Below are 16,824 nucleotides of genomic sequence, written 5' to 3'. Positions count from 1 at the left end.
AGGTACTCAGACCCCAGCCTGTGCAGGCCCCCTGGGATCCGTGAGGCGGCGGACTCGCCGATGGGCGTCGCCGATGTCATCGAAGCGCACCTCGGCCCCCGTCCGAAGCTCAGGAGACGTCGGAGGCCCGCACGCGGGCGACATGGGGTGGCGCAACTTGCCACTGGTCAGCAGCGGCTGAGCCATCATCCTGCGCCCTCGGGATTTCCGACTGACCGCACGCCCCGTCATCTGCGCTCCGAGGCAACGCGCGGGCTCCGGTACGGGGGCTCAGCGGCCCGGCCCTCGGCCGTTCCCGGGAAGGCTCGACCAGCAAGATTTCACCTTGTTTGGAGCGGGGCCGACCGCCCGCCGCTGATGCAGGCGTGACGGGCCGAAGACAACCTCCAGCACAGCTAGTGCCGGATCAGGCAACGTTCGCCCTGTGGTGATGTGCTGCCTTGTTGCTGCGCCGAGAGAAGCTGAGGGCCGGCGGACTCATAGAACTGGTCTCAAGGTCGAAGTCGAGCACCTCCGGTCCCCTTCCCCCCACGTCCTCAAGAGCGCTACGGCCGGGGAAGCTAGCGCAGCCGTGCTGTTGCGATGTGGACGTTGAAGGCGCAAGGGACGACCCCCTCAGGTGTCGTCATATCGCACACGTCGGAGAAGAATGCAGTACGCAGGCGTTCCACGGTCCTCCCATCGAGCGGGCCAAGGTCGTAGAGGCTGGAGACAGCAGCCCATACCTGTTCCACCGGACCGCTCAAATCGATCGGAACACTCTCCCAGTCCACCGCGGCGAAGCCTGCTGGGGTGAGAACCTCATCGAGTCCGTCGCGACTGCGTGTCCTTCTGTCACCCAGCGGCGGAATGCGCTGTGAGGCGGGGACCTCCTCCATCGTGCTCCGCAGCAGGGTGATGAACCGGTCATATGCCTCGCCGCCGACGGCTCCGCCTCCCACGACGCATGCCAGAACCCCTCCGGGAGACAGGACTCGGGCGATCTCGGCCGCGACTTGTTCGATCTCACCCATCAGCATCAGCGCCAGGTGAGAAACGCACGCGTCGAAGCTGTCGTCGGCGAAGGGAAGTGCCTGAGCTCGACCCTCCTCCAGCCACGCCCCGGCGAGTGCCGGTCGGCGTCGTGCCAGCGCCAGGGAGTGCGGAGACAAGTCCAGCCCCGCGAGTTGACGTCCGTCCCCTCGGGCCAGGAACTCAAGCAGTAGGCCATCGCCGCAGCCGAGGTCCAGCACGCGCCTGCGTCCAGCCACTTGATCGCACAAGAGCTCATAGCTGGACCGGCCGTCTGGAGCGCGGCCGCGGCCGAACGCTTCTGCGGTCACCGCCGGGTGCTCGGCATGGAATGCCTGCAGAAATGTTTCCTGCGCTGCAGTAGTAGTCACTTGCCCAACCTACGACGCAGGCCACCCCACGACTGCCCTTCGTCCGGAAAGGGACGGCCAGAATGGTTCGCGTGGCTGAACGCATGCAGGTCCGGGAGATCAATGACGACGAGGGCAGGCGGTTGCGATCGCCGACGGCGAGGTCATACCCGAAGAGGGCGAACCCGAAGTTGTCTTCTTCATGGACGAGTTCGGGCCGCTCGACCCTCAGCCCCGCCCCCGTCGGCAGTGGGCCGAAAGAGGCGGTCGGCACAAGGAACGCCACCGCGATCCCAGGCCCCGAAGGCGGGCGACCTAGGTTTGTGGAGTTCTGCCGCGACCTGCGCTCCCTCCCCCGGCTGAGGTGAGGGTCGCAATCGTCTGTGACAAGTACTCCCCGCACCTGACCACGAGGTGTTGCCAGTTGGTCGGGACGTGGGCGGCGGCAAACAACGTGGAGATCGCCTACACCCCAACCAACAGCTCCTGGCTCAACGGGATCGAGGCCCAGTTCATCGCCTGCGCTACTTCGCCCTCGACGACACCGACCACCCCACCCACAAAGCTCAGGGCAGGATGATCCGCCACTACATCACCTGGCAGACCAATCACACCGCGGACGAACGCCTCAGCAAGCTCGTGAACAGGGCGAGCGTTGCCGGAAGCGGCGCTAGCCGACGTGACGGTCAGTCCGAGAGAGCACCCCGGTAACGGATGCCGAGAACGGCTCTCGTTCGGTGCGCGGCAGCGGTACCTCGACCAGTTTGCCGTCGTAGATCATCCACAGGCCGAAGCAATCGTCGTCCTCATCGCGAACGAGGACTTGAACGGAGTACGGATCCGGCCAGGCCAGAGATTCCAGGTGACTCAGCAACCCGCGCCAGTTGTGCCGGATGAACTGGACAACCCACACGTAACACTCGTCGGACGGCGTGTGTAGCCCTCCGAACACGCCGTCGTCCACACGCGCGAAGCACTGATACCAGTCCCGGCCCTCGTCGGGGCGGGTGAGAGGTTCCATGACCTCCTCAGCCCTTCGCGCCAGAACGATGACTTCTGTATATCTGCTCATCAGCCCATGATCGTCGTGCGCCGTTCGCGGCGGGCTGAAGGGCCGATCACAATTCGAAGTCATCTCATTTGGCGCGTGAGCTTCGTTGCGGGGGCTACCTACCGAGGGTTCGTAAAGCGAATCCGTTCGTTCGATAGCGGGCCGGCGGCTCAGGAAGTGAGTCTGCGGTAGCAGACGAGGGTGCAGGCGATGCTGGTGAAGGCGAGGAACCTGTCGGCTTTGCGTTCGTAGCGTCGGTGGAGGTGTCGGAAGCCGGCGAGCCAGGCCGTGGGTGCGTGCGATGGTCCGCCGGCGACGGCCCAGCCGCTGCGATGCGGGGACTCGAAGCCCTTACGGGCGATGCGGTGGGTGATTCCGAGCTGGCCACGCCACCCGAAGAGTCGAGATCGCGCTCACCCGGTGGTTCGTGGAGTGTCCAGGGATCGGGCGAAGTCGGCGAGCGTGCGGAAGTCGCTCTCCCGAAGGCCGAACCGCGGGTTGACGTGGTGAAGGAGTCCGGCCCCTCGATGGTGGGCGGTCACGTATGCCTGATCCAGCTCGCTCTGTTCGTCATCCACCCAGGCGAAAGGGCGGCCGTTGGCGTAGTCCACCAGCGGACCGGTCTTCCAGTGGACTCCGTCAGGTCGCTCTTGGAGCAAGGCATCGCCGAAGTCGACAACCGGAAGTTCAGGAAGACCGAGCACCGGCGCGATCCACCGGTTGGCGTCATCCATCCATGTGGTGGCCCAGCAAAGCTCAAAGCCAAGTCGAAGCAGGCATTGTCCGTGCTCCGGGTTGAGCCAGACTCGCAGGTGGCGCCGGCGAGACAAGAGGCCTCTACCCTCCTCATCAGCCCCGCCGACCCGGGGCACTCTGAGTGTCGCGTAGCCCTCGGGACGTCTTTCCGGCTTGGCCGCGTAAGGGTTGAGCGGGCCGTCCACGTCGAGGAACAGCAGTGGTCGGTTCACGATTCCCCCCCGGTCTTGCTCGCTGTCGACTGCCCCGAGAAGCGTAGCTGCAGAGATCATCTCGACGTTGGGGCAGGCCAGAGCAGCGATCACAAGGCCGGTGGCTGTGATCACTACATCGGAGCCGTCCTGGATGGCTTGTTCACCGGACTGAGTCCGTGGGACTTTCCAACCTCAGGTCGAGGCGTGGTGAAGGACAGCGCGGTCTTCACGAGGCCGTTCCCGGTGGCCCGCACCAGGGATGGGTCCCTCGTCCGTTTGTTCAGGAAGCACGGATCGTCCGATCAATCTCCGCGCCGGTGTGGGCCACGACGACGGGCCACTCTTCCCTGAGAGCGGCAGGCAGAAGGTCGCGCTCCTCGTCCCGCTGAATCATGGTTGGTCCGCCCGGGACGACGAGCACGGCGTCCAGCCGGCGCAGCAGGACGGCCAGGAGGTCCATGATTCCGCCGCCTCCAAAGCGGTTGAAGGTGATGTTGTCCGGGCTGGAGAAGAACACATCCGCCTCCTCCCCCTCCGCCGTACGCACCTGCAGGAAGTTCGTCCGGGGGTCCCGTGCCACCACGTAGGGGGCGAGGACCTCGTGCGCAGCACTCATGTCCAACGGCGTCGGCTCACCGTTCTCGAACCGGCACACGAAGATGTCGAGACTCATGGAGTCTTTATCTATCCTCGGTCGAGGCGTGGTGAAGGACTACGGCCTACCCCAGTTTGTGCAGTTCAGGTGCAGGGTGAGGATGGCCTGGACGAGTCTGGTGATGCGATTGGTGCTGCAGCGGAGTTTGCGTAGCAGGCGCCAGGGCTTCAGGGTGGCCATGGCCTGCTCGCCCAGGGCCCGGATGCGCGCGTGGGCGATGTTGGCGGCTTGCTGACCTGTGGACAGCCGCTCCCACCGGCCGCGGAAGGGCACCCGGACGGTGCCGCCGGCGCCCTGGTAGCTCTTGTCGGCCCAGCAGGCCAGGCCGACGTTGGTAAGGGCATCGATGATGCCGTGGCTGCGGGCCGCCTTGATGTCGTGGACGGCGCCAGGCAGAGCGGGCGAGGCCCACAGCAGGCGGCCGAACGGGTCGGCGAGGACCTGCACGTTCACGCCGTGCTTCTTGTGCTTCCCGGAATGGAACGGGCGGTCGGCGGCGATCCGGTCGATCGCCAACAGTGTCCCGTGCAGGATCACGAACGCCTTGCGGGATACGGCCTTGACCGCACTCGCCAGGTCCGGGGCGAGCGCGGCCAGGACCTCGACGGCCTCGGCGATGTACCGGTAGGCGATGGTGGCGCCGACGCCGAAGCCGGCCGCAAGTTGGGCATAGGTGTGCCCGCACCGTAGGTGGGCCAGGGCCAACAGGGCCTGGCGGCCCGTGGTCAGCCGTCGCCAGCGGGTGCCACGCTGGCGGCGATGGGCACGCAGCCAAGCGGACAGGAAGCGCAGAGCGGAACTCGACACGTCGATCCCCGACGGGTAGACGAGCATGTGAAACCTCTGGTGGAGACGGTTCTCTTGGCCGAAAACTCATCTACCAGGGGCATCATCGCGCTGTCAGCCCAACTGACCATCACGGATGCCAGGTTGGAATGCGCTCCGTATATCGCCGCAAGGGTGGCAGGACCGAACTCCCAGCCTCGGATGCACAACCCACCCTCGTCGCCGCCGTCCAGCAATACCCATCGGTCGGTGACGTCGAGGACCTGTTGTGGGGCGTTGCGGAGCCCGATGCGGCTGTAGCCGTCGGTCGTGGGGGGAAGCAGAGCTGTTGGGCCTGGTTGTCGTTGCGGGTGTACGACTTCGGGGCGCCGCCGAGGCGGCGCCCATCGCACATCACTCCGTGGTTGGAGGCCGAGGTCTCGAACTTCGTGCCGTCGCCGGCGAGCACCGCCACCGCGACCCGCCGGGCCTCGACGTAGAGGAGCGATAGGTACGGTAGGAGGGCTCGGGTGGTTTCCTTGAGGTCAGGTGCCAGAGTTGTCGACGAATCCCACGATTTCGAGGTATTCAATTTTGGGCGGGGCGCCATAAATCCCCGTCACCTTGTCGACGAGCTCCTCCGTGAAGAAGGAGCGGCTCTTCTCCTCGTCATCCCACACGTAGAAGTTCTTTGCCTGAAAGCCGTCTTCGTCGAGCATGAAGCTCTTGAAGCGAAGGCCGGCCATACCTTCGAAGGGTACGCGGAGTTCGTCGGCGATCTTTGCGAGACTTGAACGATCGACCTTGTCGGTCTGCGTGAAAGTCACGAGTACGCCGATCATCGGGCCTCCTAATCGATTGGGTGAACAGCGATCGATCGAGTGATGCTAGCGGCGGATCCTATTACACGCGGCCGGAGATTCTCGTCGTTAGGCCGCGCGTCGGCGGTGCGGCTCGCGGTCAGCAATGCGGGCCGGGAGCGCGTCAAAATTTGCCTACATGAACGCCCGCTCGAAACGTGCGGGTGCGGCGCCGCGGGGCGGCGCAGCGCCGGCCGCCAACGACGGGCGGCCTCGCTCGCCGTCACCGAGTACGGCGGGCGCAGCAAGCCGCTGGTGCAGCGCGCCCGGTCACGCCAAGCCCCTGGGGCATCAACACTTCCCGCGGCATGATGATCTACTGAAGGGAGTGACCATGACCATGCGCCTGGCTGGTCCGTTCGAGGACCTCCGGCGGGAGAGTGAATGAGGCTGCAATGGGTGAACTGACGAAGCCCGAGATTGTCCTTCCCGAGGGTGACGCTCCCACCGAGCTGAAATTCCGTGACCTCGTCGTCGGGGACGGCCTTGAGGCTAAGCCGGGCAGGGTTGTCCAGGTTCACTACGTCGGGGTCACCTTCGAGTCCGGAAGGGAATTCGACGCTTCCTGGGACCGGGGCCAGCCGTTCAAGTTCGCCGTCGGCGGTGGCAGGGTCATCAAGGGCTGGGACCGCGGGGTGAGGGGCATGAAGGTCGGCGGTCGGCGCGAGATCATCATTCCCCCGCGACTCGGCTACGGCAAGGAGTCGCCCTCACCGTTGATCCCGGCGGGCTCGACCCTCGTTTTCGTGGTGGACCTGCTCTCCGTCGCAGTCTGACAGGCGCGGAAACTGCGTAGATGCCGAGTGTGTGGTGCCGGTATCGTCCGATCTCCGGCCCCGCCGTACCAGCGGCCCACTTACCGAAAGCGCCAGACATGACCAGCCAGCGAGCAACGACGACCCTGTGGCGCCCCACCGGCCCCAAGGAGCTGGATCTGGTTCGGGACCTGAATTGGCGCGCATGGCCGCCCCGACTGCCCGAGCAGCCGATCTTCTACCCGGTCCTCAATGAGGACTATGCGATCAGGATCGCGCGGGATTGGAACGTGAAGCACGATGGCGCAGGCTTCGTCACTCGCTTTGAGGTCGACTGGGAGTTTCTGAGCCGGTATCCCGTCCAACAAGCGGGCGGGCGGACAATCCTCGAACTCTGGGTTCCGGCCGAGGATCTTGACGAATTCAATGCGCACATCGTCGGTGCGATCCAGGTGGTCCACGAGTTCCGTTGAGGCAGGGGCCAGGCCCCGTCGGGCCGGCCGGTAGGGGCCGCCTGGTGTCGAGCGAGGAACTTGCGACTGGGAGGGTTGCAGTTCAGCCGCCGAGTTCATCCGCGGAGTTCATCCGCGCCCCTCCGGCGCGCTTCCGAAAGCCGGGCGGGGCGCTGTGGGGGCGCCGGCACCGCCAGGGAGCTGAAGTCAGCGGGGGATCCCGGGGCCTTGTCAGTGGAGTGCGCTTTCCTGTACTCCATGGAGATCACGCAACCGATGCTCAACGACCTGCTGGCCCGGCTGACCGAGCCGAGCGGTGTGCTGTACCTGTCATGGGACGTGGACCCGCAGGCGCTCGTCGAGAAGCTGGCCGACCGCCATGGGGTGCCACTGGCACTCGTCCGGGACGGGCTCACGGAACCGAATGTGGACGAGGCTCGTGGCGGGGGTCTTCTCACTGTTCTCGAAGGCCGGGGCGAGACGGTAGTGGCGTGGGCCTATGGAGGGCAGTGGATCGGCGCGGGGACGGCAGAGGATGCGCAGGGGGATCTGCTCCCGGTGCTGGCGACCGTGCCGAGGCCGGTACGGGTGCCGCCGACGGCGGGGAGTGTCCAGGACGAGGATTGGGTTGAGCGGCTTGTCGGTATCACCGGCCACACGCTGCCGCCGCAACGCCCGGGCATCGATTGGGGCAAGGTCGAGGCGCGTGTGGGCATGCGGCTTCCGAGCGACTACAAGCGCATGGTGGAGACGTTCGGGGAGGGCTCGTTCGACGCGTACCTCGGTCTGAACCAGGAACCGTGGACCGATCTCAAGGAGGACGGCTTGCTCGTCTGGGCGGGGACCGAGCACGAGGACCTGTACTGCTGGCGGATCGACGACGGAGACCCCGACCGCTGGTGCGTCGCCGTGCAGACTTTCGACGGCGAGCTCGTCCCCTTCAGCTGCTCGACGGCGGAGTTCGTATGTCGCATCCTCACTGAGCCGGACCACCCGTTCACCATGGCCCGCTATTTCGAGACTCACTGGTTCATGAGCTACCGCCTGAACGGGTGACGGGGCCGCGAATGCCTTGACGTATCCAGGAGTCGCGGCGTCCGGAAGTCATCGAGGGAACGCACGGCGGCCAGAGCCGGAGGGGCAAGGCCGGCTCGCCGGGGTCAGGAGGCGGGGGGAACTGGGGCGAAGACGCGTTCGAGGAGGTTGTGCAGGGAGCTGCGGTCCTCGTCGTCGAGTCTGTCCAGGCCCTCGTGCGTGGTGCGCATCTTCGCGCGGATGGCGTCGGTGACGCACTCGCCCTCGGGGGTGAGGATGACGTTCTTGACGCGCCGGTCGGAGGGGTCGGGCTCGCGGCGTACGAGGCCGCGCTTCTCCAGCCGGTCGATGATCCCGGTCATGTTGGAGGCGTCGCAGGTCATGGTCTCGGCGAGGGCGCGCATGGCTGCGGGGCCTCGGCGGAGCACGGTGAGGGCCTTGCCTTGGCTCGCCGTGAGGTTTTCGCTCGCCGCCGCGACGGTGAAGTCACCGTAGTAGACGCCGAGCGACACCGAGAGCAGCTCCATGAGCTGGGCCGTTTCGACGCGGGGAGCTTCTGTCATGAGGGTCACTCTACCCGGAGATACTTGACTACCTCAAGTAACGACCTTTACCGTCGTCTCGTTGCATGAAGTTCTCAAGCATCAAGGTTGTCAAGTAATAGCCATGAGGAGCGTCCCTGTGACCGCCACCGCGTCCCCCGCCTCCCGCGCGGCCGAGATCCTTTCCCGGCCGGTCGCGCTGAACGGACTGACCGTCCCGAACCGCATCGTCATGGCGCCCATGACGCGCATGTTCTCCCCCGGCGGTATCCCCGGCGAGGACGTGCGGTCGTACTACGCCCGCCGTGCCGCTGCCGGCGTGGGCCTGATCGTCACCGAGGGGACGTACGTCGGCCACGACTCGGCCGGGCAGAGCGACCGAGTGCCGCGGTTCCACGGCGAGGAGCAGCTCGCGGGATGGGCGAAGGTCGCCGAGGACGTGCACGCGGCGGGCGGCACCATCGTGCCGCAGCTGTGGCACATCGGCATGGTGCGCAAGCAGGGCCAGGCGCCGTACGCGGACGCCCCGGCCATGGGCCCCTCCGGCATCCGCCCCGACGGCACCGAGGGCACGGGCAAGGCGATGACGCAGAGCGACCTGGACGACGTCATCGGCGCCTTCGCCGAGGCCGCCGCGGCCGCCGAGCGCATCGGCTTCGACGGCATCGAGCTGCACGGCGCCCACGGCTACCTCCTCGACCAGTTCCTGTGGGCCGGGACGAACCGCCGTACCGACGCCTACGGCGGCGACCCCGTGGCGCGTACGAAGTTCGCGGCCGAGATCGTGACCGCAGTCCGCGAGACCGTCTCGGCCGACTTCCCGGTGATCTTCCGCTACTCGCAGTGGAAGCAGGACGCGTACGACGCGCGGCTCGCCGAGACTCCCGAGGAGCTGGACGCGATCCTCGCGCCGCTCGCCGCGGCCGGCGTCGACGCCTTCCACGCCTCGACCCGCCGCCACTGGATACCCGAGTTCGACGGCTCGGACCTGAACCTGGCGGGCTGGACCAAGAAGCTCACCGGCAAGCCCACCATCACCGTCGGCTCGGTCGGCCTCGACGGCGACTTCCTCCACGCTTTCGCGGGCAAGGGCGCCCCCGTTCAGGGCATCGACGAGCTCCTCGACCGCCTCGAGCGCGACGAGTTCGACATGGTCGCCGTCGGCCGCGCGCTGCTGCAGGACCCGGAGTGGGCAGCGAAGGTCCTCGCGGGGCGGACCGACGAGCTCAAGCCGTACGACGCGGCCGCGGTGCAGACGCTGAGCTAGCCTCGGGCTCCCGTGACGGTTCGCCGGCGGAGTCGGCGAACCGTTTCGCGTTTCGCGTTTCGCGTTTCGCGTTTCGCGTTTCGCGTTTGAAGTTTGGCATTTGGCGTTTCGCGTCACCGGGTGGCGGGATGCCCTCCAGGGGGAGAGGCAGGCGTGAGGGGCTCGCCGGTGTGAGCGGCGCGCAGGCGGTTCCCCAAGTGGGCGCGCCTGCGCAACCCCGGGAGCGCCCTCCTTCTCCCCGTACTCCTCACCGCTGCCCGCACCCACGAGACGCCCGCAGCCGACTGGCCTGCGGTCGACCACCCGCGGCCGCGCGTGCCGTCCGTCCTTCTCGATGCGTCGCCTGCCACACCGGCTACGCCAGCGGGGCGAGGTCCCCGTCGAGCACGGTCTGGATGATCTGAGGCCGGCCCCAGAGGGCGAGGATCTCGTTCGCCATGGCCACGATGGGCAAGGGGTCGTGGTCGCGGAGTGCCGCGATGGCCGCGGCCGACAGGCTGCGCGGTACGGCTCCGGCGTCCAGGAGGGCGCGCCAGTCTGCCGGGCCGAGCTCCAGGAACTCCAGCTCGGTGAGCTTGGCGATCTCAAGGGGGTCGGTCAGCGTGCCGGGGTAGGCGGTGAGGGTACGTAGACGGGGCAGCCCGGTGACGGGGGCGAGGCTGAACGGGGCGCCGTCCCAGTAGCCGATGGACAAGACCTCCAAGCCGGGGTGGGCGGCGGCCTGGACGCTCTTCAAGCTCGCGACGTTGACACGGGCCACGGCGGAGGGCTGCTCCCCCTGCGCCCTGCGGCGCCGCTCCGTGCTGAGCCGGCCCAGAACAAGGTCGGTGAGGGAGTCGGCGACGAGTTCGGCACCGGCGTTCTCTTCGTGGGAGAGCATGACGATCTGCCCCTTGTACCCACGGGGGCCGGGTGTCAGGTCGACGGCCAGCCGGTCTCCGCCGCCGTTGTCGCCGAAGGCGATCCAGCCGGGTGAGCCGACGAGTCCCTGCACCTCGGAATGCGGAGGGGTTTCGACCGCCTCCATTGCCGCGAACTCCCAGCGGCAGGGGCGGGACGACGCGTCGGCGACGTACAGGCCGTCGAGGTCGAGGAGTTCGCAGCCGACCGCTTCATACGCGCGTTGCGCGGCCTCGTAGTCGTCGCCCAGGTCGTCCCATCGTGCCCGGGTCACCCGGTAGAGCGCCTTGAGCTCGTCGGGGAGTACGACGCCGAGGCGGGCCTCGGCGGCGGCGATCTCCTCCTCCGTCGCACCGATGGCGTCCGGCAAGCGCTCACGCAGCGTCCGCTCCAGCAGTTCCCTGTCCGCCGAAGGCGCCGCCACCGCGTCGCGGGCCGGCTCGGGCAGACGGCGCCACGGTTGGGGGAGGGCCCCGTCGACCAGGATGAGCGCCCCCGGGTGCGGGGTTCCGAGCCCGGGTTCCACGGCAGGGCTTGGCCCCAGCAGACGCAACACGGTCTTCCCGTTCGGCTGGATGTTCGCCGAGAACGAGACCTGGTCGACTCCGGCATCCGCGAGCGCGCTCTGCACCCTCTCCACCGCGTCGAACTCCTCTTGCATGTCCTCGACTTGAGCGGCCCTGCCGGGCGGTGGCATCCGTCGCCTCAGATCCAGACTCCAGCTTCCCCGACCGATCTGCCCCACCACCCGGACGGGCCCGTCCGGGTGCCTCCGCCGCTGCTCGGCCAGCAGCAGTCCCAGCACCGGCTCCCAGGTCGCGAAGTCGTCTATCGATGCCGCGGGGGTCCTCTGTTGATCAACCATGCGCAGACCGTACGCGGAGCCGCTGACAACAGGAGGCGGCCGGCCGCGCGCCCCCGAGGGGAGCATCACCCTGAGCACGACCATGCGAGTGGGCACCGCCCGCCCGATCGCCGGCGTCGCCGGAGTCATTGGAGTCATCGGCGTCATCGGCGTCATCGGCGTCATCGGCGTCATCGGCGTCATCGGCGTCGGCGTCATCATCTCATCGGCGTCAGCGTCGGCGTCGGCGTCGGCGTGGCCAGGACGGACGCGCGCTTTCGTCGACAGGTGAACCGACCCCTCCCGCTCCTGCGCCTGCTCAGCCGCCGAGCTGACGCGCGAGAGCCCGATCATGCAGGCGGCTGAGAAGAAGCAGGGAGCAGACCGCTCCGATCAGAGCGCAGAACATGTCCCACTGGGTGTCCCACACGTCGCCCTGGGTGGCCAGGAACGCGTCCGCAGCCTGACCTCCCGTGACGGCCGCCAGCCACTCCAACATCTCGAAGACGGCGCTGAAGGCGAGGCAGGCGCAGACGGTCAGGGGTGCGAGCCAGCGGCTGCCGCGCAACGGTGAGGTGCGGACGAGGAGTTCCCGTACCAGGATCGCCGGAACGAAGCCCTGCATCAGGTGACCGAAACGGTCGTACGGGTTGCGCTCCAGACCCCACCAGTCACGCACCCAGTCGCCGGCCGGCACCTCCGCGTACGTGTAGTGCCCACCCACGATGAGGACCATCGCGTGCACGGCCAACAGGCCGCACAGCAGCCCGCTCAGTGGGAACCGCTTTCGCAGCAGCACCACCAACGGCAGGCCCAGCATCACCCACACCGTCTCCAGCAGCCAGGTGGTCGGGTCGGCCGCGCCGATCGCCGACACGACGAGCGCCACGACGACGGCGAGCGCGAGGACGGCCGGCAGTCGGCGACCGGCGGCCGGCTGGGCGAACCCTGGGATCGACTCCTCGAACCAGGGTGTCGGCTGCGCGTCCGACGAGGGACTGGCGGTCGGGCGGATGGCGGACATCGCTGACTCCTCGTGTCTGGGGTGTTTTCCCGATCCTCGGGCCACGGCGCAGTCCCAGCATGAGTGCGCGTACTCAATCGCCTTATGTAAGTACCTGGTTGGGGCTCGGCTGGTGCTGTCCGGCAAGGCGGCCCAGCCTCCTTCTCCGGCCATGAAAAAGTGGTGCGGGAGCGCTCCCAGTGTGGGATCGTCCCCGGACATGCAGACTGAACCGTTCGTCCGCCGCTACCGCAGCTCCGACCGTGCCGAACTCGCCGAGATCTGCGTGAAGACGGCCCACGAGGGCAAGGACTCCTCCGCGATCTACCCGAATCCGGAACTGATGCCGACGATCTTCGCCTACCCGTACGTGCAGCTGGAGCCGGACTTCGCCTTCGTACTGGACGACGGAGCCGGCAGCGCCGTCGGCTATGTCCTCGGCGCACCCGACACCGCCGACTTCGCGCAGCGGTTCCGTACCGAGTGGCTACCCCTGGTCGCGGAGCGCTTCCCGGCGCCCGACCCGGCCTCCGACGACGCGGCCGCCGTGATGGCGGGGCTCCTGCACACACCCGAACGCATGATCCTCGACGAGCTCGCCCCGTACCCCGCGCACCTGCACATCGATCTGCTGCCCGGGTGGCAAGGCCGCGGATTCGGCCGTTCCTTGATGAACACGCTGCTCACGGCGTTGCACGAACACGGCGTTCCCGCTGTGCACCTGTGCATGGTCCGTACGAACACGGCGGCACGCGCGTTCTACGACCGGCTGGATTTCCAGCACTTGCCCGTCCCGGACCCGGGACCCGTCTGGTATCTGGGCCGGCCCACGGCCCCCGAAAGGCCGACAGGCCGCTGAAGGCGCCTCGTAGCCGTCCAAATCGATGCCAGCGACAGCCTCGCCAACGAGCACGGTGAACCGCGTGGTGGCTTCGGTGTCGCGCCATGCGCGTACGTACGCGGTGACCGGCCGGCCTAGCGAGCGCCGGGCGGAGGGGAGCCGGACGAGGGATACACCGGGGTGCCACAGGGCCCAGCCGCGCACCAGGGCCTCGCCGACCGCCAGGTCCTCGACGTCCGGGTGGCAGACGGTGACGGCGCGGACCTTGTCGCCGAGGGAGACGGCGGCGGTGGGGGCCTCGCCTCGCTGGTGAGGCGGGTGAGCGAGGAGACCGGCACGAAGACGAGCGAGCACTCGCGGTGCGGAGGCTCGGGGATCCGACCGATACCCAGGCGTTTTTTTCGCCGATCCAGCAGCGCCGCCGACACCACGGCCAGCCAGACCACCCCGTGCCGGTGCACGTGCCGGTCGGCCTTGAGGCCGAACACGTGCGGGACGTAGTCGTCGCGGGCGGGCAGCTTCAGCAGGACGGGCAGGCCGCCGAACGAGGTGTTCGCGGACAAGGCCACAAGCTCCATGGTGGCGAACTGGACGATGTAGAGCTGTGGGGCGTGGGGATCTGACGAACGGCCAGTGGGCCCGGCTTGAGTCGCTGCTGCCGCGAGGCGTCAAGCCGGGTCGGCCGCAGGTGTGGACGCGGCGGCGGCTGATAGACGGCACACGGTGGCGGACCCGGACCGGTGCTCCCTGGCGGGATGTGCCCGAGCGATAATGGGCCGTGGGACCGAGTCTATGACCTGTTCCGGCATTGGCAGCGGGTCGGCACCTGGACCCGCATCCCGACCCAACTCCAGGCCGAGGTCGACGCGAAGGGTCTGATCACCTGGGACGTGAACGTCGGCTCCATCGTCTGCCGGGCCCATCAGCACGCCGCCACAGCGGCGAAAGAGGGGATCTCCGGAAGGAACCGCCCGGCGGGATCTTCGTCGAGCCGACCGACCACGGCCTCGGACGCTCCCGCGGCGGGCTGACCAGCAAGATCCACCGCGCGGTCGAGCAGGGGCAGAAGCCCCTGTCCGTCGTGATCACGGCCGGGCAGCGGGGCGACTCCCCGCAGTTCGAGCCGGTCCTGGAAACCATCCGGGTTCCTCGACTGGGTCTCGGTAAGTCACGCAAGCGCCCGGACCGAGTCCGGGCCGACAAGGCGTTCGGCTCCCGCCGTAATCGCTTCTACCTGCGCAGACGCGGGAGCAAGGCCACCATCCCGGTTCCGGCGGACCGGGTCCGCAACCGCCTCAAGCGTGGATCGCGTGGCGGGCGGCCGCCGACGTTCGACAAGGACGACTACAAGCAGCGGCACGCGGTCGAGTGCGGGATCAACCGGCTCAATCACCACCGGGCCGTCGCCTCGCGGTACGACAAACTCGCCGTCCGCTACGAAGCGACCGTGCTGATCACAGCCATCAACGAATGGCTCTGACCTCTGTAAATGCTTCGGTGGCACCAACTGTCGAGCAGTAGCGTGCCCCCATGGGGATCAGCGTTCAGGTGCGGACATTCACAGGCGCGGTCGACCACGTACGTACATCCATGCATCGCTGACCTGTGCAGACGGGCGGCGAGCCAGAACCTGCCCATGCTCGGATACGTCGATCCCTGCGACGACACCGTGTTCAACCGATCGCAGCTCAGAGTCCTCATCCCGGAACTCCGGGCCTTGGCGAACGGCTCAGCCGCCGAAGAAGCCGAGGCGATGCACAAGATCCTTGCGCTGACCGCTCAAGTCGAGCGCAAGGCCCACCGGTATCTCGTCTTCAACGGCGACTGACGACGCCACTTTCACCACAGGCCCTGGACACCGGTGCGCGCCGAGCAACCCGAAGCGAACTTCCTTCAGCGGGAGCAACGCGCCGACAGTGGTGGCGTCGTCCGCCAGGGCGGAAGCGTGCCCGGCTGAGGCCTCGGTGGAGACGGGTGCGCCGCGCGAGAGTCAGGCGACTATCAGCACCAGGATCGCGCCGATGAAGACGGCCGTGGGGACGGTACGGTCGGGCCCATGTGCACCTACGCGTTCGTCCACTACAAGCTGCACTACGCATGTGTGTCGTGCCGGGTCAGTTTCAAACGGCATCCCGGCACCAAGCAGATCTGCCCGCGCTGTGCCGTGCCGATGTTGTGTGCCGGCCATGACTTCGCGGCGCCCCGCCGGAGCAATCGGAAGGCGTGGTCGGTGGTCGCCGCGGTGCTCGGTGCCGGGCTGCGCTACGAGGGCTTCGAGTCTTGTGGCTGCGGGCGGGAACCGAAGTTCCGCCCCCGCACCCGTGCTCAGCTGCGCGCCCGCCGCATCGCGGCCGCGCGGACCGGTGCACCGCTCGCGGAAGTGCTCGGCCGCGTGGAGCCGCTGGCGTAGACGGTCATTGGTCAGGGGCGGGATGCGTGTGCCCGTACCGGACGCGCACTGACGCCGGCCCTTCCCTCGGCGGGCTTGACGCGGTCGGGTACCCGATCGTTCCGGGCACGGATCGTCGGGTCCTGGGAGGGTGGGGGTTCCTACGGTGGAGGCATCAGAAGGAAGGACGCGGAACCGTGCTGGAGCAGCTCAACCAGGCGCTCGACCATGTCGAGCGGTGTCTCGCCGCAGAGGACGGTCGGGAGGTCGAGGTCGCCGAGGTGGCCCGGATCGCGATGACGTCGGAGTACCACTTCCGGCGCCTGTTCTCGGCGCTCGCCGGGATGCCGCTCTCCGTGTACGTGCGGCGTCGGCGCATGACGTTGGCCGGGGCCGAGGTGCTGGGCGGGGAGCGGACGCTGCTCGATGTGGCCGTGCGGTACGGGTACGGGTCGGGCGAGGCGTTCGCCCGGGCGTTCCGGTCGGTGCACGGCATCGGGCCGGGCGAGGCCCGGCGCACGGGTGCGACGCTTACGGCGCAGCCGCGCATGTCCTTCCGTGTCGTCGTCGAAGGGAGTACGACCATGCGGTACCGGATCGTCGAGAAGGAGGCGTTTCGCGTCGTCGGCAGGAAGGCGCGGGTCCCCCTCGTGCACGAGGGGGTCAATGCGGCCGCCGCGGCACATGTGGAGAGCCTGGACGCGCAGGCGATCGTGCGGATGAAGGAGCTGGCCGACGGTGAGCCGAAGGGTGTCCTGTCGGCGGTGACGCACCTGACCGACAGCCGCGAGGAGGGCGCGGAGGTGGACTACTGGATCGGAGTGGTCACCGGCCCCGAGGCGGCCGCGGAGGAACTCGACGCTCTCGACGTGCCGGCCGGCACGTGGGCGGTCTTCGACAACCACGGCCCCTATCCGAGCGCCCTCCAGGAGTTGTGGCGGGACGTGTTCACTCAGTGGTTCCCCTCGAACCCGTACGCGAGCCGTCCGGGTCCGGAGCTGCTGCGGACGCAGCCGGTGGACATCGGTGAGGACACGGACTCCCAGCTGTGGATCCCGGTCGAGCGCGTCAGTGGGAGCGCCGGGGCGTGAAGGGAGGGGCCGTGGCATCGCTTTCCGGACGGACGGCGATGCCACGACCCCTTCGGATGTTGG

General features: G+C 67.9%; 20 protein-coding genes and 4 pseudogenes. 12 read left to right on the top strand and 12 right to left on the bottom strand.

Features of this window, described 5'->3' with window-relative positions; all coding sequences use genetic code 11:
• Positions 1-560: 560 nt before the first annotated feature.
• Positions 561-1,382 (bottom strand): class I SAM-dependent methyltransferase, encoded by an 822-nt coding sequence (locus MRBLMG1_RS20585; protein ID WP_367825554.1) that lies wholly within the window; start codon positions 1,380-1,382, stop codon positions 561-563.
• 124 nt (positions 1,383-1,506) lie between these two features.
• Between MRBLMG1_RS20585 and MRBLMG1_RS20580 the strand changes: the two are divergent.
• A pseudogene (locus MRBLMG1_RS20580) lies at positions 1,507-2,072 on the top strand (transposase); the annotation flags it as partial.
• On the opposite strand, the gene MRBLMG1_RS20575 reads toward MRBLMG1_RS20580, so the two are convergent.
• The 6 genes and pseudogenes from MRBLMG1_RS20575 to MRBLMG1_RS20550 form a co-directional block, all read right to left on the bottom strand.
• Positions 2,032-2,382 carry a hypothetical protein gene (locus tag MRBLMG1_RS20575; protein WP_367825553.1) on the bottom strand — a complete coding sequence of 117 codons (351 nt, stop codon included), beginning with the start codon at positions 2,380-2,382 and terminating at the stop codon, positions 2,032-2,034. The pseudogene MRBLMG1_RS20580 and the gene MRBLMG1_RS20575 sit on opposite strands and share 41 nt — an antisense overlap.
• 200 nt (positions 2,383-2,582) lie before the next feature.
• Positions 2,583-2,786 (bottom strand): annotated as a pseudogene (locus MRBLMG1_RS37345) (IS5/IS1182 family transposase); the annotation flags it as partial.
• Positions 2,787-2,825: 39 nt separating this feature from the next.
• On the bottom strand, positions 2,826-3,380 hold the full coding sequence (locus MRBLMG1_RS20565) for a hypothetical protein (RefSeq protein WP_367825611.1): 555 nt from the start codon (positions 3,378-3,380) through the stop codon (positions 2,826-2,828).
• A gap of 262 nt (positions 3,381-3,642) precedes the next feature.
• Entirely contained in the window at positions 3,643-4,035 is a 393-nt protein-coding gene (locus tag MRBLMG1_RS20560; RefSeq protein ID WP_367825552.1) for a hypothetical protein, read from the bottom strand.
• A 39-nt stretch (positions 4,036-4,074) separates the two neighbouring features.
• The gene (locus MRBLMG1_RS20555; protein ID WP_367825551.1) at positions 4,075-4,851 is read right to left on the bottom strand and encodes a transposase family protein; all 777 of its coding nucleotides are present in this window, start codon (positions 4,849-4,851) and stop codon (positions 4,075-4,077) included.
• A 476-nt stretch (positions 4,852-5,327) separates the two neighbouring features.
• Positions 5,328-5,624 (bottom strand): hypothetical protein, encoded by a 297-nt coding sequence (locus MRBLMG1_RS20550; protein ID WP_367825550.1) that lies wholly within the window; start codon positions 5,622-5,624, stop codon positions 5,328-5,330.
• 413 nt (positions 5,625-6,037) lie between these two features.
• Here MRBLMG1_RS20550 and MRBLMG1_RS20545 point away from each other — a divergent pair, with 413 nt between their 5' ends.
• From MRBLMG1_RS20545 to MRBLMG1_RS20535, 3 genes are all read left to right on the top strand, one after another.
• Positions 6,038-6,418 carry an FKBP-type peptidyl-prolyl cis-trans isomerase gene (locus tag MRBLMG1_RS20545; RefSeq protein WP_367825549.1) on the top strand — a complete coding sequence of 127 codons (381 nt, stop codon included), beginning with the start codon at positions 6,038-6,040 and terminating at the stop codon, positions 6,416-6,418.
• A gap of 98 nt (positions 6,419-6,516) precedes the next feature.
• On the top strand, positions 6,517-6,870 hold the full coding sequence (locus MRBLMG1_RS20540; RefSeq protein ID WP_367825548.1) for a hypothetical protein: 354 nt from the start codon (positions 6,517-6,519) through the stop codon (positions 6,868-6,870).
• A 237-nt stretch (positions 6,871-7,107) separates the two neighbouring features.
• On the top strand, positions 7,108-7,905 hold the full coding sequence (locus MRBLMG1_RS20535) for a hypothetical protein (RefSeq protein WP_367825547.1): 798 nt from the start codon (positions 7,108-7,110) through the stop codon (positions 7,903-7,905).
• Between the two features lie 104 nt (positions 7,906-8,009).
• Here MRBLMG1_RS20535 and MRBLMG1_RS20530 read toward each other — a convergent pair whose 3' ends face one another.
• The gene (locus MRBLMG1_RS20530) at positions 8,010-8,447 is read right to left on the bottom strand and encodes a MarR family winged helix-turn-helix transcriptional regulator (protein ID WP_367825546.1); all 438 of its coding nucleotides are present in this window, start codon (positions 8,445-8,447) and stop codon (positions 8,010-8,012) included.
• Positions 8,448-8,565: 118 nt separating this feature from the next.
• Between MRBLMG1_RS20530 and MRBLMG1_RS20525 the strand changes: the two genes are divergently transcribed.
• Positions 8,566-9,693, top strand: a complete 1,128-nt coding sequence (locus tag MRBLMG1_RS20525) for an NADH:flavin oxidoreductase (protein WP_367825545.1) — start codon at positions 8,566-8,568, stop codon at positions 9,691-9,693.
• Between the two features lie 355 nt (positions 9,694-10,048).
• On the opposite strand, the gene MRBLMG1_RS20520 is transcribed toward MRBLMG1_RS20525, so the two are convergent.
• The gene (locus MRBLMG1_RS20520; protein WP_367825544.1) at positions 10,049-11,458 is read right to left on the bottom strand and encodes an SMI1/KNR4 family protein; all 1,410 of its coding nucleotides are present in this window, start codon (positions 11,456-11,458) and stop codon (positions 10,049-10,051) included.
• A gap of 88 nt (positions 11,459-11,546) precedes the next feature.
• On the opposite strand from MRBLMG1_RS20520, the gene MRBLMG1_RS20515 reads away from it, so the two are divergent.
• Entirely contained in the window at positions 11,547-11,729 is a 183-nt protein-coding gene (locus MRBLMG1_RS20515) for a hypothetical protein (protein ID WP_367825543.1), read from the top strand.
• Positions 11,730-11,756: 27 nt separating this feature from the next.
• On the opposite strand, the gene MRBLMG1_RS20510 is transcribed toward MRBLMG1_RS20515, so the two are convergent.
• Positions 11,757-12,461, bottom strand: a complete 705-nt coding sequence (locus MRBLMG1_RS20510) for a DUF2238 domain-containing protein (protein ID WP_367825542.1) — start codon at positions 12,459-12,461, stop codon at positions 11,757-11,759.
• A gap of 199 nt (positions 12,462-12,660) precedes the next feature.
• Here MRBLMG1_RS20510 and MRBLMG1_RS20505 point away from each other — a divergent pair, with 199 nt between their 5' ends.
• Positions 12,661-13,299: a GNAT family N-acetyltransferase gene (locus tag MRBLMG1_RS20505; RefSeq protein WP_367825541.1), complete on the top strand. Its 639-nt coding sequence runs from the start codon at positions 12,661-12,663 to the stop codon at positions 13,297-13,299.
• 39 nt (positions 13,300-13,338) lie between these two features.
• On the opposite strand, the pseudogene MRBLMG1_RS20500 reads toward MRBLMG1_RS20505, so the two are convergent.
• Positions 13,339-13,895 (bottom strand): annotated as a pseudogene (locus tag MRBLMG1_RS20500) (hypothetical protein); the annotation flags it as partial.
• Between MRBLMG1_RS20500 and MRBLMG1_RS20495 the strand changes: the two are divergent.
• The 3 genes from MRBLMG1_RS20495 (at position 13,886) to MRBLMG1_RS20485 (ending at position 15,109) form a co-directional block, all read left to right on the top strand.
• Positions 13,886-14,053: a transposase gene (locus tag MRBLMG1_RS20495; protein ID WP_367825540.1), complete on the top strand. Its 168-nt coding sequence runs from the start codon at positions 13,886-13,888 to the stop codon at positions 14,051-14,053. The pseudogene MRBLMG1_RS20500 and the gene MRBLMG1_RS20495 sit on opposite strands and share 10 nt — an antisense overlap.
• Before the next feature lie 36 nt (positions 14,054-14,089).
• Positions 14,090-14,761, top strand: coding sequence for an IS5 family transposase (locus MRBLMG1_RS20490; RefSeq protein WP_367825539.1), 672 nt, complete (start codon positions 14,090-14,092; stop codon positions 14,759-14,761).
• A 156-nt stretch (positions 14,762-14,917) separates the two neighbouring features.
• Complete coding sequence (locus tag MRBLMG1_RS20485) at positions 14,918-15,109, top strand: hypothetical protein (protein ID WP_367825538.1); 192 nt, start codon at positions 14,918-14,920, stop codon at positions 15,107-15,109.
• A 17-nt stretch (positions 15,110-15,126) separates the two neighbouring features.
• On the opposite strand, the pseudogene MRBLMG1_RS37340 reads toward MRBLMG1_RS20485, so the two are convergent.
• Positions 15,127-15,322 (bottom strand): annotated as a pseudogene (locus MRBLMG1_RS37340) (amino acid permease); the annotation flags it as partial.
• Positions 15,323-15,337: 15 nt separating this feature from the next.
• Between MRBLMG1_RS37340 and MRBLMG1_RS20480 the strand changes: the two are divergent.
• Both MRBLMG1_RS20480 and MRBLMG1_RS20475 read left to right on the top strand, forming a co-directional pair.
• The gene (locus tag MRBLMG1_RS20480) at positions 15,338-15,691 is read left to right on the top strand and encodes a hypothetical protein (protein WP_367825537.1); all 354 of its coding nucleotides are present in this window, start codon (positions 15,338-15,340) and stop codon (positions 15,689-15,691) included.
• A 176-nt stretch (positions 15,692-15,867) separates the two neighbouring features.
• Positions 15,868-16,761 carry an AraC family transcriptional regulator gene (locus tag MRBLMG1_RS20475; RefSeq protein ID WP_367825536.1) on the top strand — a complete coding sequence of 298 codons (894 nt, stop codon included), beginning with the start codon at positions 15,868-15,870 and terminating at the stop codon, positions 16,759-16,761.
• Positions 16,762-16,824: the final 63 nt, after the last annotated feature.

Origin of the sequence: Streptomyces sp. LMG1-1-1.1, from assembly GCF_040815545.1 — a bacterium.
Taxonomy (GTDB): domain Bacteria; phylum Actinomycetota; class Actinomycetes; order Streptomycetales; family Streptomycetaceae; genus Streptomyces.
The sequence above is the reverse complement of the archived record's forward strand: the minus strand, read 5'-3'. Positions and strand labels throughout refer to the sequence as shown.

Coding starts and splice junctions, on each gene's coding strand:
- MRBLMG1_RS20485 (WP_367825538.1), top strand. CDS start 14,918: ATGCTCGGATACGTCGATCCCTGCGACGACACCGTGTTCAACCGATCG.
- MRBLMG1_RS20480 (WP_367825537.1), top strand. CDS start 15,338: ATGTGCACCTACGCGTTCGTCCACTACAAGCTGCACTACGCATGTGTG.
- MRBLMG1_RS20505 (WP_367825541.1), top strand. CDS start 12,661: ATGCAGACTGAACCGTTCGTCCGCCGCTACCGCAGCTCCGACCGTGCC.
- MRBLMG1_RS20575 (WP_367825553.1), bottom strand. CDS start 2,382: ATGGAACCTCTCACCCGCCCCGACGAGGGCCGGGACTGGTATCAGTGC.
- MRBLMG1_RS20530 (WP_367825546.1), bottom strand. CDS start 8,447: ATGACAGAAGCTCCCCGCGTCGAAACGGCCCAGCTCATGGAGCTGCTC.
- MRBLMG1_RS20540 (WP_367825548.1), top strand. CDS start 6,517: ATGACCAGCCAGCGAGCAACGACGACCCTGTGGCGCCCCACCGGCCCC.
- MRBLMG1_RS20520 (WP_367825544.1), bottom strand. CDS start 11,458: ATGGTTGATCAACAGAGGACCCCCGCGGCATCGATAGACGACTTCGCG.
- MRBLMG1_RS20510 (WP_367825542.1), bottom strand. CDS start 12,461: ATGTCCGCCATCCGCCCGACCGCCAGTCCCTCGTCGGACGCGCAGCCG.
- MRBLMG1_RS20555 (WP_367825551.1), bottom strand. CDS start 4,851: ATGCTCGTCTACCCGTCGGGGATCGACGTGTCGAGTTCCGCTCTGCGC.
- MRBLMG1_RS20550 (WP_367825550.1), bottom strand. CDS start 5,624: ATGATCGGCGTACTCGTGACTTTCACGCAGACCGACAAGGTCGATCGT.
- MRBLMG1_RS20545 (WP_367825549.1), top strand. CDS start 6,038: ATGGGTGAACTGACGAAGCCCGAGATTGTCCTTCCCGAGGGTGACGCT.
- MRBLMG1_RS20560 (WP_367825552.1), bottom strand. CDS start 4,035: ATGAGTCTCGACATCTTCGTGTGCCGGTTCGAGAACGGTGAGCCGACG.
- MRBLMG1_RS20535 (WP_367825547.1), top strand. CDS start 7,108: ATGGAGATCACGCAACCGATGCTCAACGACCTGCTGGCCCGGCTGACC.